Genomic DNA, 16,493 nt, shown 5'->3' on the forward strand with positions numbered 1-16,493 from the left:
AAAAATGGTAGTAAAAACAGTAATTTGTATACTATTGGTAAAAGAAGATTCTAAGAACTTTGTATTTGTAATTCTTTGCAAAGAACCCTTAAAAATAAACAATATTAAAAATGAAAAACAAAATCATAGGATTAGTAATATTCTTCTTCAATATTTCATGGTCGTTTGCGCAATCTTCTGAAGAACAAAAAATTATGCAGCTATCTAAAGATAAGTGGCAGTGGATGGCAGATAAAGATGTGGTTAAGCTCGAAAAACTTTTCGATACTAAGGCAAAATTTGTTCATATGAGCGGAACATGGAAAAAGGATGAGGAACTGGAAATAATTAAAACAGGAAGTATCTGGTATAAGAAAGCTAATGTTCATGATTCAGCTATTGAACTTTTTGGAGAAACGGCCATTGTCTGGAATCGAATAACACTTGAAGCTATAGTTAGGGAGACAGAGGCCAAAACAGAGTTTACGGTAACTGAAGTTTACCAGAAACAAGGGAAAGATTGGAAACTATTGGCCTTAACATTCAGTAGTGTAAGAGACACGCATCAGATTAAAAAATAGACCGGATACCATATAAATTAAATAATAATTATATGAAAAAATCAATTTTAGGAATACTTATACTCATTTTGATTGCCGATATATCTTTTGCACAAAACTCAGCAGCAGAACAGGAAATCATTACTCTTTCAAAAAACAAATGGCAATGGATGTCCGATAAAAATGTAGAGGCTTTGACAAAACTATTTGATGAAAAATCGGTCTTTGTGCACATGGGAGGTTCATGGGGGAAAGACCGTGAAATAGATATTATCAAAAGCGGCGGTATTCACTACAAAAAAGCTGATATACACGAGGTTTCTGTTAAAATTATTGATAATACAGCTATTTTATTGAATCGAATTACATTATTAGCTGTTATCGGCAGCAATGAGGTAACCAATCCATTTATAGTAACAGAAGTGTATATTAAAAAGGACGGTGCCTGGAAAATGGGTTCACTTTCTTTTACCAGACTGATGACTCCTTGATTTGTTTGATTTTCGTAAGCATCCGTTTGAAAAATGTAAGTTTTATTAGAGAATATTGAATTATTTTTACATGGCATTACTCAAATTTTAATACTGACATTTATGGCTAAATATAATTTAAAAATCAATGGTAAAAGCCGACAGGTAGATGCTGACCCAAATACACCGATATTATGGGTTTTAAGAGACCATTTGCAGATGCCCGGCACTAAGTACGGTTGTGGCATGGGCTTGTGTGGTGCTTGTACCGTACACCTGAACGGCACGGCAGTTCGTTCGTGCCAGCTACCTGTTTCGTCTATCGGCAAACAAGAAATTACCACAATTGAAGGTCTATCAGAAAAAGCTACGCATCCGGTTCAGAAAGCCTGGCTTGAACATGATGTGGCACAATGTGGCTATTGCCAGGCAGGGCAGATTATGTCAGCAGCAGCCTTGCTGCGTGAAAAACCTAATCCGACAGAAGAAGAAATTGAACTGGGTATGAGTGGCAATATCTGTCGTTGTGGTACCTATCTTCGTATAAAAGAGGCCATAAAGACGGCTGCAAAGAAATAATTTTTTCTGTAATCAGTAAATAATCGAACAAATGGAAAAAACGCAATCAACCTATAGCAGACGCTCTTTTTTAAAATCTTCAGCATTGGCCGGAGGTGGCTTCATGTTAAGTTTTACCTGGTTGTCAGGATTCAAACCTGCAGACAAACTAAAAGAGTTAAATCTGCCCGAACAATTGAACCAACTTACAGGGTACATTCAGATTACGGCTGATAATGTAATAAAAATTATGTGTCCGAATCCGGAGTTTGGGCAGAATGTCATGACTTCATTGCCAATGATGATAGCCGAAGAACTGGATGCAGACTGGAAAAATGTAGTGGTAGAAATGGCCCCACACGATAATATGAAATTTGGCTCGCAATTTACCGGAGGTAGCCAGTCGGTCAGGTCATATTGGAAACCTTTGCGTAATGCAGGGGCATCTGCCCGTCAGATGCTTGTTGAAGCTGCCGCAGCAACCTGGGGAGTATCGGTGGGTGAAATAACTACAAAAGCCGGAGTTTTATATCACAAAAGTGGAAAATCTGCCAGATATGGCGAAATGGCGGCTAAAGCCTCTACACTATCGGTGCCGAAAGAGGTAAAATTGAAATCACCCAAAGATTTTTCAATTGTCAGAAATTCAAAGAAAAATGTTGAAGGGATAAAGATAGTTACCGGTAAGCCACTTTTCGGTATTGATTACCACCATGAAGGAATGCTGATTGCTATGGCTCAACATCCTCCGGCATTTGGTATGAAATTAAAGTCTTTTGATGCCTCAGAGGTACAGAAAATGCCCGGAATCAAGCATGTTTTCTCAATTCAGGTATTTCCGGAAGGATTTGAAAAACAGATGTTTGATACACGGACTTTCAACGAATTAGTAATCGTAGTAGGCAATTCGACCTGGGAAGTAATGAATGCCCGCAAAAAGCTGAAAGTAGAATGGGAAGTAACCACAGATACCAAAGAAATGGTAAATATGCGTGGAAACAAAAATGAGCAACTGGTACCGGGTGGTCTTGAAAGTACAAGCAGCCATTTGGAGAAAATGCAGGTAAGGGCCAAACAACCGGCAACAGTTCTGAGAAAAGACGGCGACCCTGAAACCATGTTTAAGAATGCTGCCTATGTGGTAGAACGTACTTATAATGCTCCGTTTCTGGCACACAATTGTATGGAGCCTATGAACTTTTTTGCGCATGTTACAGACGAAAAAGCAGTACTGGCAGGCCCTTTGCAAGCCCCTGCCTTGATAGAGCCTACTTTAACAAAAAGATTAAATCTTCCGGCCGATAAGATTGAAATTCAGATGACACGCATGGGGGGCGGCTTTGGGCGCAGAGCCTATGGGCACTATCTGGTTGAAGCAGCCTTGATTTCAAAACAGGTAAAAGCTCCTGTGAAAATGATTTATACCCGTGAAGATGATATGACCTATGGTATATATCGGCCGATGTACACGGCTACTTACCGTGCCGCATTAGATGCCAACAAAAATCTGATTGCTTTTCATGTGAAAGGAGGAGGAATACCAGAACATCCGATTGCTGCCAATCGTTTTCCGGCAGGAGCAGTAGAACATTATCTGGCTGAAGGTTGGGAAATCCCTTCCAATATTACCATTGGGGCATTCAGAGCTCCCCGTTCAAACTTTAATGCAGCAGCCGAGCAATCGTTTTTAGATGAGTTGGCTGAAGCTATGGGGAAAGACCCGATTGAGTTTCGTTTAGAACTGTTGAAACGCGCCAAAGAAAACCCTGTAGGGAAAAACAACGATTATGACCCTGACCGTTATGCCGGAGTATTGAAACTGGCAAGAGACAAATCTGGTTGGGGTAAACCTGAAAATGGGAAGTATAGCCGGGGTATTGCTGCTTATTTCTGCCATAATTCATACGCTGCTCATGTAGTAGATATTATAAGAAAAGATGATGAACCTTATGTAGAGCAGGTAACAAGCGCCATTGATTGTGGAATTGTTGTCAATCCTGATGCTGCCTCTAACATGGTACAGGGGGCTGTGGTAGATGGCATAGGTAATGCCTTTTATGGAGGACTTACGCATAAAAATGGATTAGCCGAGCAAAATAATTTTCATACGTATCGAATCATCAGGCATCATGAGGCACCTAAAAGAATAGATGTCCATTTTGTTCAGAACGATATTGACCCGACAGGCTTGGGTGAACCGCCATTTCCACCTGTTTTTGGCGCCGTTGCCAATGCCCTTTATAAAAATACAGGCAAGAGACATTATAATATGCCCTTTAAGTCAGAACTACTCAAATCCTGATTAGTTGAACAGAGAGTTTTGCAAAACAGGAGTCATCCTGAAATTTGGGATGACTCTTGTTTTATATGAGATAAAGCTCATTTCTAGGTTTCTGCAAATGGCTATTTTATGAGATATACATTTACCGAAGTTAACAAGCCCGAGGGCAATAAAGGTGATTCTTTTCTGTAAAAAGGCATAGTAGTAAAGGTTGTTTTCTTGGCATCTGGCTGTGCATCGCCAATTAACCTATTCACCCAAAGATTGGTAACCTTTATCTGAATATTATTTTCGCCTGTTTTTACGGCTTCCGACATATCTAATCTGAAAGGCGTTTTCCAGGCAGTGCCTATATTCTTACCATTCACAATTACTTCAGCTATATTCTTTACCTCACCCAAATCGATGATATATTTCCCTGCTTTATCAACAGCAGGCACATTAAATGTATTTTCGTAAGTAGCAGTACCTGAAAAATATTTAATGTCAGCATCAGCGTTTTCAGACCACGAATTAAGTTTTTCAAGCGCAACAGTTTTATTATCAAAATTTACTTTCCATGTACCTGTGATGGGTGTAATCAATTTTTCATTGGTTACTGCTTTGGTATAACCCTGAGTGGTGGTAGCACCTTTGAAAACAATGAAATAGGCATCCCACGATTCAAACTTCAATGGAATAATGGTTCGGCCATTAGCTATTTTATAAGAAACCTTCTCTGTTTTTCCCGTTTGCGGATTCCACAATTCCGGCACCTTTCCTTTGACTCTGAAACTTATCTCGGCATCGGTTGGCTCTGCTCCACGGTTATTTAACCAATAAATATCCTGGTCGGCACTCTGACGGTGGCGGAAAAGTATTTTACTCCTGGCACCGTTGATAATCACATCAGGTTTCAAATTGGTTTTATCAAAGCTTGTTACGTTGTTTTTCGACCAGATTTCATCAGCCAATTTCCTGAACTCAGCTTCATTATCAGTTAAAGTCGGTGATTTTTCCGGTTTTGCACCTATGACTTTTACTCCGGCATCTGCTAAAATTTTGATTTTTTTCAGTACTGATAAGGTCATAGACTTTGTAGATTCATCTAACATCAATACCTGATAAGTATTCCCACTGGTAGCAATTAATTGGCCATTCTTTGTCTGAATGACATTCTGCAAAGCCGAAGCATTCACAAAATCATATTCAAATCCTGCCGGAATATCAGGCAGTTTTTCTCTGGCAATCCAGGTAATATTGGTATTTTCTCCGTAGAGATACAGAATATCAGCCACGTTTTTACCTTGTTGAAGCAGATAGCAGCTTCGACCGAGATAATCCATCCAGGCTTTGGCTCCTGCGCCTGACCATGTTTCCTGACGGGTGAAATACTGTCCGAATGGCCCAAGTGAAAAGCCTGGTTTTTTGTCATCTAAGGGCTGATGTACAGAAGTATGAATCACAAAACGATTTAATCCTGATGCCATTTCAAGGTCAGCCGTACGTTTCAATTTTTCGGGATGCCATGAAAAAGCATTCTGTATAGAAGTCATTGATTCTGCCGCCACAAAGGGTTTGCCATAAATATTAGCTACAGAGGCAGATTCACGAATATCGGCTTCACTTCTTGGTTCTTCATTAGCTCCGCCTGCCAAGCTACCGGGTGTCCACATAGCTGCCATCGGAATTTCTGCGTTCCGTTTTACATCCATCCCATCAGCCAGATAAATACGTCTGCTTTCGTGCGACTCTGTATAACGTTTCATTCCCCGTTTATGGAGTTCATCGCCTATCACATCATAATGATATTCTGCTATCATTTCACCAATAGTTTTACGGAAATCCCATAAGAATTTTTCAGTATCTCCAACGCTTTTCACGACTCTACCCGTTAAGGCAGGAATCCATCTGGTTAAGTCATATCCCCGTCTTTTTCTAAATTCTTCCGGCAGATTTTTTGTCCAGTTCATGTGTCCGGCCTCATAGCTATCCAGCACCATGTATTGCAGGCCTTTTGCCCCCATCATACCACCTGTGGCATCTTTATACATATCCAGATAGGTGTTGATGTATCTTTTTACGGCGTCTTTGTCTAACTTATCCACCTCTAACCCTGTTGCTTCCGGTGAAGCAGGGTGGTTTTGTCGGCCTGTGAGCGAATACCCTAAACGGACAATCATCCAGTTGCCTGCCGGGGCGGTCCAGTTTAAAGTACCATCTGCACTCATTTTAGTCGTTATATCTATCACATCTTCTGTGGGAATAGCATCTGTATTATCAGGTAAATAGGAGGGAGTGGTTTCTGCCCACGGTAAGAAACCTGCTTTGTCTTCGGCTTTATCAATACGGCTGGTAGTATATAAAACAAATTCTGCTACGCCCACGCCCTCAGGTTTTGGAGGGCCTGCATTACCACCCATCATGGCTGCAAATCCCGCAGAGGCCGCAAGCGTTTTATACACAAACCGGAAATATTTTGCCGTAGTTGGCGGAAAACTAACTGTAGTTTGTGGAACAGCACTGCCATGTATCTTAACGACTTCTTTAAAATTAATACCATCATCACTCACTTGCAGAGACCTGTTTTCAGAACTGCCGCTAAATTGTTCCAGAGGTCCATGATTTGCCCCTACTACTGACAATGCCTTAAATGTTTGTGGTGATTCAAACTCATACTGAATCCAGATGTCTTCACCTATGGCTTTGGGCGGTAATTGCATTGAGATACTTAAATCACCATCAGTGAGTTTTTTAAGGCCAAACTCGCCTCCGCTTGATGTTACTTTAGGGTTAAGTTCTGCCAAAGTTTTTTCTTTGGCCGGAATCCGGTAAGCAATTACTAAGGCATCTCTATAAAAATCAGGTTTTGTACCTATAAATCCTCCTGATAAACCTTCGCCAAAAACCTCAACATTCTGAAAATTACTCAATACGCCCGATGGTTGCGGCAATTTTCCGGCAAACGGTTTGCCACCTTCAATTTTTAATTCTGTCCAGACATATTTTTTCATGGCATCTTCAGGCTTTACCCAGGGGCCACCTGTTACACTCCAACCCGGCGAACCTGCAATTGCCATTTCAAGCCCGTTTTTATCTGCGTATTCGGTGGTGAATCTGAACGCATCTTTCCAGTCGGGTTGCATAAAAACCAGTTTTTTAGGCACTACTACAGGTGTCATCAGATTGGCGTCAAAGTTCTGAAATCCGCCAATACCTACCTGTTTCATCCAGTCAAGGTCTTTTTTAATACCTTCTTTGGTAATATTGCCGTTCATCCAATGCCACCATACTCTTGGTTTGGCAGCGTTGGGAGGTGTCTGAAAATCTTTTAATTGCTGACTTTGCGCAAAAGCCAGACTTGGAATTAGGAGAATTCCTGCGATAATTTTTTTTATATCTACAATCATAGAATGATAGGGTTTACTATATGCTTCAGTATTAAAAAAACAGGTAAATAAGAGGTTGAAGACAGTTTTCAAATCATAATACCAATTAATATAGAAGACAGAATTGTACTATTTTTTAGAAAAATAGTATAAAAAAACAGATTAACTCTCATGTACTAACCTGTATTATCTCAGGCTGAATTATTTATTCGCAATGGCGTTATTAGCCTGAATTTAAGCATCATCAGGTACAGAAAGGAAAGCCAGACTATATTCGGAATGCTATTGTCTGTCAGATTAATAAGGCTATTAATTGAATAAAAAAAGGCCATTCAATAATGGCAAATTATTGAATGGCCTCTGAGAAAATTATAGTTCTCTAATTAGTTGACTTTTTCAGGGTAAGACATTACAAAGATTGAGACCTGGAATTATTTCAAAAACTCACTGATATTGCTTTGCGTTACTAACTGAAATGGAATCATTACTTCTTTTTCGACAACTTCTTTTTTGGCTAATTTTAAAGCTGTTTCAATGGCTCCTGCGCCTTGCTGTTGGGCATTCTGAAAGACTGTTGCATCTAAAGAACCATTTTTAACGGCTTGCAGTCCATCCTGAATGGCATCAATGCTTACTACTACTACTTTATCTTTCATACCCGCTGCTTGTAGGGCCTTTACTGCTCCCAGACCCATTTCGTCGTTGTGTGCAAAGACAGCATTTATTTTTGTGCCATAAGACTGAATCCAGTTCTGCATTAAGTCCATTCCTTTGGCTCTATCCCATTCTGCCGTCTGATTGGCTATTAATTTCAGGTCGGGGTATTGTTTCAGAATCTCTTTAGCTCCTTCTTCTCTCTGAATCTGTGCGGCTTGTCCCATAAAACCATGAATCATGACTACGTTTCCTTTTCCGCCTAATTTTTCAGCAATATATTTCATGGCAATTCTGCCTGATTCTCTATCATCTGAACCCACAAAAGCGGTAGGAGCGGTGCTTGTGGCTGAGTTGACATTAACGATGGGGATTTTTGCCGCTAAAGCCTTGGTAACGCCTGGTGAACTTGCTTCTACCTCGCAAGGGTTCATGATAATTACATCTACTTTCTGCGAGATAAAACTTTCAACCTGTTCAATCTGCTTTAAAGGAGAATGTTCGGCATCGACTAAAATCAATTCTATTCCTAATTCATCGGCCTTTTTCTCCATTTCATCACTGATGTTGACAATGAATTCGTTTTGCATACTGAGCATAGTTGCTCCTACTTTAATTTTTGTCTTTTCTTCTTTTGTAGCAGAATCGCAGGAAAGAAGCGTTGAAATGGCGGCAAAAAGGATGAGTTTTTTCATATTAATCTTTAATTTTTTGATTCCAACTATCTAATAAAACGGCCCCGATGATGATAACGCCCATTACTACCTGCTGGTAATATGAACTCACATTGAGTAGGTCTAATCCATTATTTAAAACGCCGATGAGAATTACCCCGAAAAGTGTTCCCTGAATACTTCCTACACCTCCCGATGTACTTGAACCACCTATTACAGCCGCCGCAATAGCATCTAATTCAAAACTTGCACCTGCATTGGGCTGTCCTGTAGTGATTCTCGAAGTCAATAAAATGCCTGCCAACCCTGCCAATAAGCCACAGAGTGAATACACGGCTATTTTTACCTGATTCACACTAATACCCGATGCCCAGGAGGCTTGTTCGTTTCCGCCAACAGCATACACGTATCGGCCAAAAATCGTTTTCTTTAAGACAATCGAGCAGATAATGAATACGATGAATAAGATGATTATCGGAAACGGAATACCAGCTATATCACCACCGCCAATAAAGTTAAAAGACTCTGAAAGATTGGAGATAGGACGACCTTTGCTGATAATGAGGGCTAAACCCCTGCCAATAGTCATGATACCCAGAGTTACTATGAATGGAGCAATTTTACTTTTGGTAATTAAAAAGCCGTTTAATGCCCCAAATAGTAAGCCTACCGATAATCCGCCAAGAATAGGTACAATAACAGGATAGTTATCGTTACGAGCCAATAAGGCCGCTACCACTCCCGAAACTGCCACAACTGAACCAATAGATAAGTCGATGCCGCCTGTAATGATAACAAAAGTAACCCCAAAAGCTAATAAGGCATTGATGGAAACCTGCGTAAAAATAATTGACCAGTTAGAAACTGTCAGAAACTGGGGACTGATATAACTCAGGGTAAGACAAATCGCCACAAAAGCAATAAGGATACCGTATTGTCTTAGGTTTTTAATGTACTGCATACTGCATAACTTTTTCTTGGGTAGCTTCGTGTTTGGTTAATAATGCTGTTTGTTTGCCTTTTGAAAGCACGAGTATCCGGTCGCTCATGCCAAAAATCTCAGGCAGTTCGGATGAAATCAGAATGATGGCTAAACCCTTGCTTTTTAACTCATTAATTAATTTATAAATCTCAAACTTTGCTCCTATATCAATTCCCCGGGTAGGTTCGTCTAAAATAATAATCTGAGGCGAAGATGCTAAAACCTTAGCAATAACCACTTTTTGTTGATTCCCTCCACTTAAATACATCAATTTCTGATTGATGCCCGAAGCCTTGATTTTCAAGTTGTTCTTCATTGAATTGGCCAGCGCACTTTCTTTTTCATCTGAAATGAACCACTTATTCGACAAGCTTGGCAATGATGATAAACTTATATTTTGCTTGACCGACAAATGCGGAATAAAACCTAATGCTTTACGGTCTTCGCTCACATAGCCAATGCCCAGTTTCATGGCATTTTTTGGAGACTGAACCTTTACTTTTTCATCGGCAATCAGAATCTCTCCTTCCTCAAATTCATCTAATCCGGCTATTGCACGGGCAACTTCAGTGCGTCCCGCACCTACAAGCCCAGCAATTCCTAAGACTTCACCTGATTTTACTTCAAAGTTGATATTTTCAAACTTTCCTTTTTGGCTCAGATTTTCAACTTTGATAATTGTTTTACCTGTCTGGTGTTCAGTTTCAGGGAAAATATCTTCAATTTCTCTACCTACCATCATCGAGATGAGGTCTTTAATAGGCAGATTCGATGCAGCTTTTGTAGCAATATATTGGCCGTCTCGCAAAACGGTTATTCTATCTGAAATCTGATAGATTTCATCCATTTTATGGGAGATATAAATAATGGCAACGCCTTTATTCTTCAGGTCTTTGATGATGTTGAAAAGGGTAGAAACCTCTTTGTCAGAAAGTGCCGAGGTTGGCTCATCCATGATAATGATTTTGGCATTGTTTGAGATAGCCTTGGCAATTTCTACCATTTGCTTATCGGCAATGCTCAGGTGTTTCATTTTTGCCTTCGCATCAATGTTAACATTCAGGGTTTTGAGTAGCTCTCTGGTTTTTTTGTAAATAGTATTTTCATCTAACCAACTGAAACGATGAAGTTCTTTTCCTAAAAAAATATTCTGAGCAACAGTTAACTCAGGAACCATCAATATTTCCTGATGAATCATTGAGATTCCTTTTTTCAACATTTCATGAACATTGCTGCACTCAATTCGTTCTCCATCTAAAATTATTTCACCGGAATCAGGTGTCAATAATCCCATCAGAATTTTCATGAATGTTGATTTTCCTGCGCCATTTTCACCCATCAGTGCATGCACTTCACCTTTTTCAAGATTAAAAGTGATATTATCCAACACTCGTATTCCTGAAAAAGATTTACAAAGATTCTGTACTTCAAGGATGGGTTTCTGACTCATAGATTAAAAAATGCTGACAAGTTACCTTGCCAGCATCGTTATTTTAGTGCGCTGATTTAAACAAAATCACCATCTACATTGGTGTCTTTCCAACTTCTGCTATTAGCCGATTCAATAACAGCTTCACAAACTTTCTGGGTTTGCAATGCTTCTTTGAAAGTCGGTGAGCAAGGTGTTCCTGCCTCCAGACTTTTCAAGAAGTCGGCTACCTGATGGATAAAACTGTGTTCGTAGCCGATGCCTAAGCCACCAACCCACCATTTATTCATATAAGGTTGGTCGCCATCAGTTACGATGATTGAACGCCAGCCACGTACAATAGACTCATCACGATGGTCAAAATATTCCAGACGGTTCAAATCATGTAAATCCCAACGAATAGAAGCATCGGCTCCGTTGATTTCAAAAGTATAAAGTGCCTTATGACCACGTGCGTAGCGAGTTGACTCAAAAAGCCCTAACGAACCATTGGCAAAATGACAATGGAAAATACAGGCATCATCAATACCCACAGGCTGAACTTTACCAGTTAACTGATGCATACGTTCTTTTACGAATGTTTCGGTTACTGCCGAAACGTCTGTAATAGCACCATTCAACCACATGGCGGTATCAATACAGTGGGCCAACAGGTCTCCGGTTACACCAGAACCTGCTGCTTCTGAGTCCATTCTCCACAAGCCTGTACCTCCTTGCGGAAGGTCGGCACTGATTGTCCAGTCTTGTAAGAAATTGGCTCTGTAATGGTATATTTTACCCAATTTACCCGAATCAACGATTTGTTTGGCTAAAGTTACGGCAGGCAATCTACGGTAATTGTACCATACTGTACTTTGCACACCAGCTTTTTCAATCGCATCAACCATTGCCTGCCCCTCTGCCAGGTTACGGGAGAGTGGTTTCTCGCACAAAATCATTTTTCCTGCTTTGGCAGCAGCAATCGCAATTTCTGCATGACTGTCGTTAGGTGTACAAATATCTACGGCATCAATATCATCACGGGCAATGAGTGCTTTCCAATCTGTTTCGATAGATTCATAACCCCACTGGTCGGCAAAAGCCTGTACTTTTTCGGCATTTCTTGAGCAAACGGCCTTCAATACAGGGGTAAATTCTAATTCCGGGAAAAAGTTTGGTACACGGTTATAGCCATTGGAGTGGGTTCTTCCCATAAAACCCGTTCCTATTAATCCTATTCTGAGTTGTTTCTTTGTTGACATTTTTTATTTGGTTTTATTTATTCCACCCATCCATGTGCCTGACGAACTTTTATCATCGCAGCCAGAATATCGTTCCATGTTTTTTGCTGGGTCATCACGTCGTTGGCAAACATACATCCATCCCAACAAATGTGTTTGAATGCCTTGGTAAGCACGCCGGAGTCATCACGTAGCCAATAGCCTGCATCATGGGTAATGTCTAATTTACCATTGGGGTCTGTTGCCTGACAGTGGCGACCTGTTTTATCGTGTGAACCTGTGCCATGAACGGTTCCATCATTCTGTGCTACATGGAAGTCAATCGTCCACGGACGAAGCGCATGTGTCAGTTTTTTTAGTCCTGCAAGGAAAGTTTCTCTATCGCCCCACTGAAAATCTTCCGGTAAAATACGGGCTTCAGGGGCATTGTAACCTAACAGGTACAAAGTTGTATGCGACATATCGGCCTGGAAACCAATATTCGGACGGTCAACTGCTTCGAGGGTGTCAAGCATGGCTGTCCATGAGTGCATACCACCCCAGCAGATTTCACCTTCTGCGGCTAATTTTTCGCCATAATCGGCTGCCACATCGCAAGCCTCTCTGAACGTATCAGCAATCAGTTTTGAATTACGAACCGGGTCAGCAGCCCAATTGCCTACGCTACTGGCAGAATCGATTCTGACAATCCCATGCGGACGAATGCCCATAGCACGTAGTTTCTGACCGATTTCGCAAGATTTACGCACCATTTCTACAAACTGCTTGCGCTCATCGACAGACCCCATAGCCGGGCCACCCCATATTGGCGCAACCAGACTTCCTATTTCAAGATTGTATTTGGCAACTTTATCGGCTAATCTTTTTACGCCATCATCTGATGTATCTAAATCATAATGAGGGTCGAAAAGGCCTAAATCAACACCATCGAATTTTACGCCATCTACTTCAGCTGCTGCTGTCATTTCGAGCATCGCATCCAACGAAATGGGTGGCTCTGAATCCGGCCCTTTTCCTACAATACCCGGCCAGGTAGCGTTATGGAGTTTGGGATAATTATTTTCCATTATTTATATAGATTTTGAGATTGAATGATTGCTGTTTTACAATACTAAATCAGGGTTGTTTGGCCCAAAGTGTTTAAGCATCACAATTGGGTCGCAAGAAGAATGATTGGTTATTTTTACACCTTCCATTGCTGCTTTTTCTGTAATAAAAAACTCATCATTTGTCAGTTGTCCGTAACGAATTAATGAGGGTGTTTCAATATCCCATACACCCATTTTCCCATGCCCTTGCATCATAATAATACCGTAAGCAGCACTGTCTTTAATGGTTACGGTCTGGCCCGGAAGAATGGTTAATTCTTTGGCAGAAAAGGCTTCTGAACGATAGCAGACCCAGCTCTCGCTATAACCTTCTGCTTCCATTTCGGCTACGTCTTTTACAGGTTTTGGTGCCATGAAACGGGTTTCTAAAAGATTTGGATTTGTATTCAATTCCCAATCAATCACACCCATCAGCTGGTCATAATTACCAATCTGGTCTGGTGGAGTACCATTCCATAATAATTCTTCGGGAATGATGGCTTCATTTACCAGAGACTGATACATGGCGAATACATCTGATGCTTTTTGTGGCTCATAGGTACACATACTGCCCGGTGCATGCAACATGCCCGGAGGTACATCCCAGCCAGTACCCGGAATCAAAGGGAAAGCCTGAGAGTACATAGTTATTTTGTTATCTCCCTTCGTGAAATTCATCAGACATTCTTTGATTTGCTCTTTGGTGGTACCCGGGGCAATCCCAAAAAATGTATATGGAAAATCGCCGCCATGATTGTTTAATTGCGGAGGAAAGTAGTAAGCTTCAGGTTTTCCTAATTGTCCGATTTTGGCAGCTTCTTCGTCGTTATGATGAATATGGTGCGGCAGTGGCCCCATATTATCAAAGAATTTTGAGTACATCGGCCAGCTTTTATATTCATCCCAAAGGCGGCTTCCGATTATCTCTGCACCCATTTCATCAATGGCGTCTTTGAGTAATACTCTTTCGCCTTCATTTAAAACGATAAAGCTCAATCCCTCATTTTCTCCTGTCAATGGGCCGTTTTTAGCAGGTGTGGTTGACGAAAGCCAACGCTCATCAATACCGCCACGTACGCCACCTAATACGTAATAATCATCAGGGTGTAATTTGATTCTTCGTCCGGGAACACAAAATGAACGAGGAACCCAAGTCGGAGCTAATCGTAAAATACCTTTTCCTTGTTCTAATGCTTTTTGTGCTAAACTTAAATTTGACATCATGTAATTTTGGGGTTGAATGTATTTTGTAGGTTTAAATTTCTAATGCCTTGATTTCTAAATCGAAATTGCGGGTTTCGTAAGGATTCAGAAACATAAGCTCTTGGTTGGCTCTTGCCTGTGCTTGCCCTATCGGCGGATTGGTAGCAGGTTCTATGCCTGTTACATACTCGTTTTTGCCCCAGTGCTGCCAGTTTATCAGATGTGGCAATTCGTTTTTATTGAAATTGATTTCAACTTTCAAACCGATTTTAGCATTGTATAATCCGCAGCTGCATTGACCTGCTTCATTGGCTGTAGGGTCAATAAACGCAACTTCTTCGCCAGTACCCAGATGGTCGTCTATTGGCGCAGGACATTTCTTGAAATCGTTTCCTGCTTTGAAGATTCTGGCATTTTCACTGCCAAAGCGGGGTTGCCATTTGCCCTCCCATAAAATCTCTGTACCTTCATCAACCATCGGATAACCGAAATTGAAATGATAGAGTACCATCAATGGGGTGGGGGTATTGCCACGGTTGATTACTTCGTCATGAATTCTGATAATAGATTCACCCAATTTTCCGGAAATGGTTCTTCTTAGTTCTAAACTTGGCCCGAAAACCCTGGTTTCTTTGATGACTCCGGTAATACTCATGTCCATTTTTCCGGCAAGAGGGTCAGGCTGAATAATTGACTCAATTTCGGCAGGCGTATTGGATATTTGTCCGTGAATACCTCTTTCACCAAATTCATCTTTTTCAGGACCACCTACGTGTGAAAGACCGCAGGTAGTAAGCAGCCCTCCGCCAAAGGTTCTGAGCCAGTCAATGCCTTTGTCAGATTGTGGCTGAGGAGAGGTAAACCCTCCGTGACTCAACCATGCCAGACTATATTGGTTATAGAAGGCATCAGCAATGTCCATTCCTCTGTCAAGAATAACTTTGTATCTTAATCCTGTTCCTGTATTTATCCAGGCAATTCTGTTTCCACGCCCTAATCCATTATCTAAAATAGAGGTTTCTATACCACCAAGTTGAGCCGGATTTGAAATTTTATCTTTCCAACCAGATAGTGAGGCTTCTACTTTTTTTTCTTCATTCATACTTCTGATACTTTATTTGATGCCTGTCAAACATCATTCGGGCATTAGATAATTGACTATTCTTAGCTTTAAATATATTACCTGCCTGATATAAATTATCATGAATCTTTCATACGCTGGGGCAGGTTTTATTGAAAAATTATAATTGTTTCAATCTTAGATTACGGTATTGAACTTTCATAGGAGGGCCTACATGTACCTGCACGCCTAAAAGTCCTTTTGATTTTCCGTTTACCAGATCTTCATCGGTTACATCACTCATCAAAACATCGTTGATATAGTGTTGTAAACGATTCCCTTTGATAATTAGATGAAACGTATTCCAATCCTGACTTTTGATTTTTGTTTTCAACGCTTCGTTTTCTCCCAGACTTCCGGTAACTTTTCTTTCAGTCCACGCATTTTTCTGCACTTTTGCTCTTACATCTTCCGGTTTCCAATCGCCCGATTGAGGGTTAATGGTGGCAATTTCTCCACGATAGGCTAAGGTAGTGCGCCCACGTTCTTCATAGTTCTGGCCTGTGTAACGATTGGCACCGTCAATATCAGCCTGATAGCCTCTTAAAGCATAAGGTACATCAGTTAGTTTTACACTGCGATAGTTAATACCCGAATTGCCTTTTTCAGTGATATTAAATTCACCTTTCAGTTCAAAATCGGCTGGCTCTCCACCTAACCATGTGATAAATGAATTGGTTTTCAATAAGGTTTCTGGGGTAATTTCGCCTACCAGATTGCCATTTTCTACACGCCAGTATTTGGTATCTCCTTCCCAGCCATTAAGCGTTTTTCCATCGAAAATAGATTTAAAACCTTTTTCACTCTGGTTCGAATTTGATACTTTACAACCCGTTAGCAAGATAATGAAAAGTAAAACTACTTGACTGAGTTTTGAAATTTTTTTTGTTTTCATTGTATTATTTTG

General features: G+C 40.6%; 13 protein-coding genes. 4 read left to right on the forward strand and 9 right to left on the reverse strand.

Annotated elements, in window-relative coordinates:
• The first annotated feature begins 110 nt into the window (after positions 1 to 110).
• The 4 genes from EWM59_RS01185 to EWM59_RS01200 all read left to right on the forward strand — a co-directional run bounded on the left by EWM59_RS01185 (position 111) and on the right by EWM59_RS01200 (position 3,869).
• Positions 111 to 560 carry a nuclear transport factor 2 family protein gene (locus EWM59_RS01185; protein WP_130019115.1) on the forward strand — a complete coding sequence of 150 codons (450 nt, stop codon included), beginning with the start codon at positions 111 to 113 and terminating at the stop codon, positions 558 to 560.
• Positions 561 to 592: 32 nt separating this feature from the next.
• Positions 593 to 1,030: a nuclear transport factor 2 family protein gene (locus EWM59_RS01190; protein WP_130019116.1), complete on the forward strand. Its 438-nt coding sequence runs from the start codon at positions 593 to 595 to the stop codon at positions 1,028 to 1,030.
• 102 nt (positions 1,031 to 1,132) lie between these two features.
• Positions 1,133 to 1,588, forward strand: a complete 456-nt coding sequence (locus EWM59_RS01195) for a (2Fe-2S)-binding protein (RefSeq protein WP_130019117.1) — start codon at positions 1,133 to 1,135, stop codon at positions 1,586 to 1,588.
• Between the two features lie 31 nt (positions 1,589 to 1,619).
• Positions 1,620 to 3,869, forward strand: a complete 2,250-nt coding sequence (locus EWM59_RS01200; protein WP_130019118.1) for a xanthine dehydrogenase family protein molybdopterin-binding subunit — start codon at positions 1,620 to 1,622, stop codon at positions 3,867 to 3,869.
• 101 nt (positions 3,870 to 3,970) lie between these two features.
• Here EWM59_RS01200 and EWM59_RS01205 read toward each other — a convergent pair whose 3' ends face one another.
• The 9 genes from EWM59_RS01205 to EWM59_RS01245 form a co-directional block, all read right to left on the reverse strand.
• Positions 3,971 to 7,237 carry a glycosyl hydrolase gene (locus tag EWM59_RS01205; RefSeq protein WP_130019119.1) on the reverse strand — a complete coding sequence of 1,089 codons (3,267 nt, stop codon included), beginning with the start codon at positions 7,235 to 7,237 and terminating at the stop codon, positions 3,971 to 3,973.
• Positions 7,238 to 7,647: 410 nt separating this feature from the next.
• Positions 7,648 to 8,565: a sugar ABC transporter substrate-binding protein gene (locus tag EWM59_RS01210; RefSeq protein ID WP_130019120.1), complete on the reverse strand. Its 918-nt coding sequence runs from the start codon at positions 8,563 to 8,565 to the stop codon at positions 7,648 to 7,650.
• Between the two features lies 1 nt (position 8,566).
• The gene (locus tag EWM59_RS01215) at positions 8,567 to 9,505 is read right to left on the reverse strand and encodes an ABC transporter permease (protein WP_130019121.1); all 939 of its coding nucleotides are present in this window, start codon (positions 9,503 to 9,505) and stop codon (positions 8,567 to 8,569) included.
• Positions 9,492 to 10,976 (reverse strand): sugar ABC transporter ATP-binding protein, encoded by a 1,485-nt coding sequence (locus EWM59_RS01220; protein ID WP_130019122.1) that lies wholly within the window; start codon positions 10,974 to 10,976, stop codon positions 9,492 to 9,494. Before EWM59_RS01220 ends, EWM59_RS01215 begins: the two co-directional genes overlap by 14 nt.
• Before the next feature lie 56 nt (positions 10,977 to 11,032).
• Positions 11,033 to 12,196 carry a Gfo/Idh/MocA family protein gene (locus tag EWM59_RS01225; RefSeq protein ID WP_130019123.1) on the reverse strand — a complete coding sequence of 388 codons (1,164 nt, stop codon included), beginning with the start codon at positions 12,194 to 12,196 and terminating at the stop codon, positions 11,033 to 11,035.
• Positions 12,197 to 12,213: 17 nt separating this feature from the next.
• A complete protein-coding gene (locus EWM59_RS01230) occupies positions 12,214 to 13,245 on the reverse strand; it encodes a sugar phosphate isomerase/epimerase family protein (RefSeq protein WP_130019124.1) in 1,032 nt (343 codons plus the stop codon).
• Between the two features lie 33 nt (positions 13,246 to 13,278).
• Positions 13,279 to 14,487 (reverse strand): hypothetical protein, encoded by a 1,209-nt coding sequence (locus tag EWM59_RS01235; protein WP_374755932.1) that lies wholly within the window; start codon positions 14,485 to 14,487, stop codon positions 13,279 to 13,281.
• A 31-nt stretch (positions 14,488 to 14,518) separates the two neighbouring features.
• Positions 14,519 to 15,568: an aldose 1-epimerase family protein gene (locus tag EWM59_RS01240; protein WP_130019125.1), complete on the reverse strand. Its 1,050-nt coding sequence runs from the start codon at positions 15,566 to 15,568 to the stop codon at positions 14,519 to 14,521.
• A gap of 139 nt (positions 15,569 to 15,707) precedes the next feature.
• Positions 15,708 to 16,481, reverse strand: a complete 774-nt coding sequence (locus EWM59_RS01245) for a 3-keto-disaccharide hydrolase (protein WP_130019126.1) — start codon at positions 16,479 to 16,481, stop codon at positions 15,708 to 15,710.
• Between the last annotated feature and the right edge of the window lie 12 nt (positions 16,482 to 16,493).

Source organism: Emticicia agri, assembly GCF_004168285.1.
Taxonomy (GTDB): domain Bacteria; phylum Bacteroidota; class Bacteroidia; order Cytophagales; family Spirosomataceae; genus Emticicia; species Emticicia agri.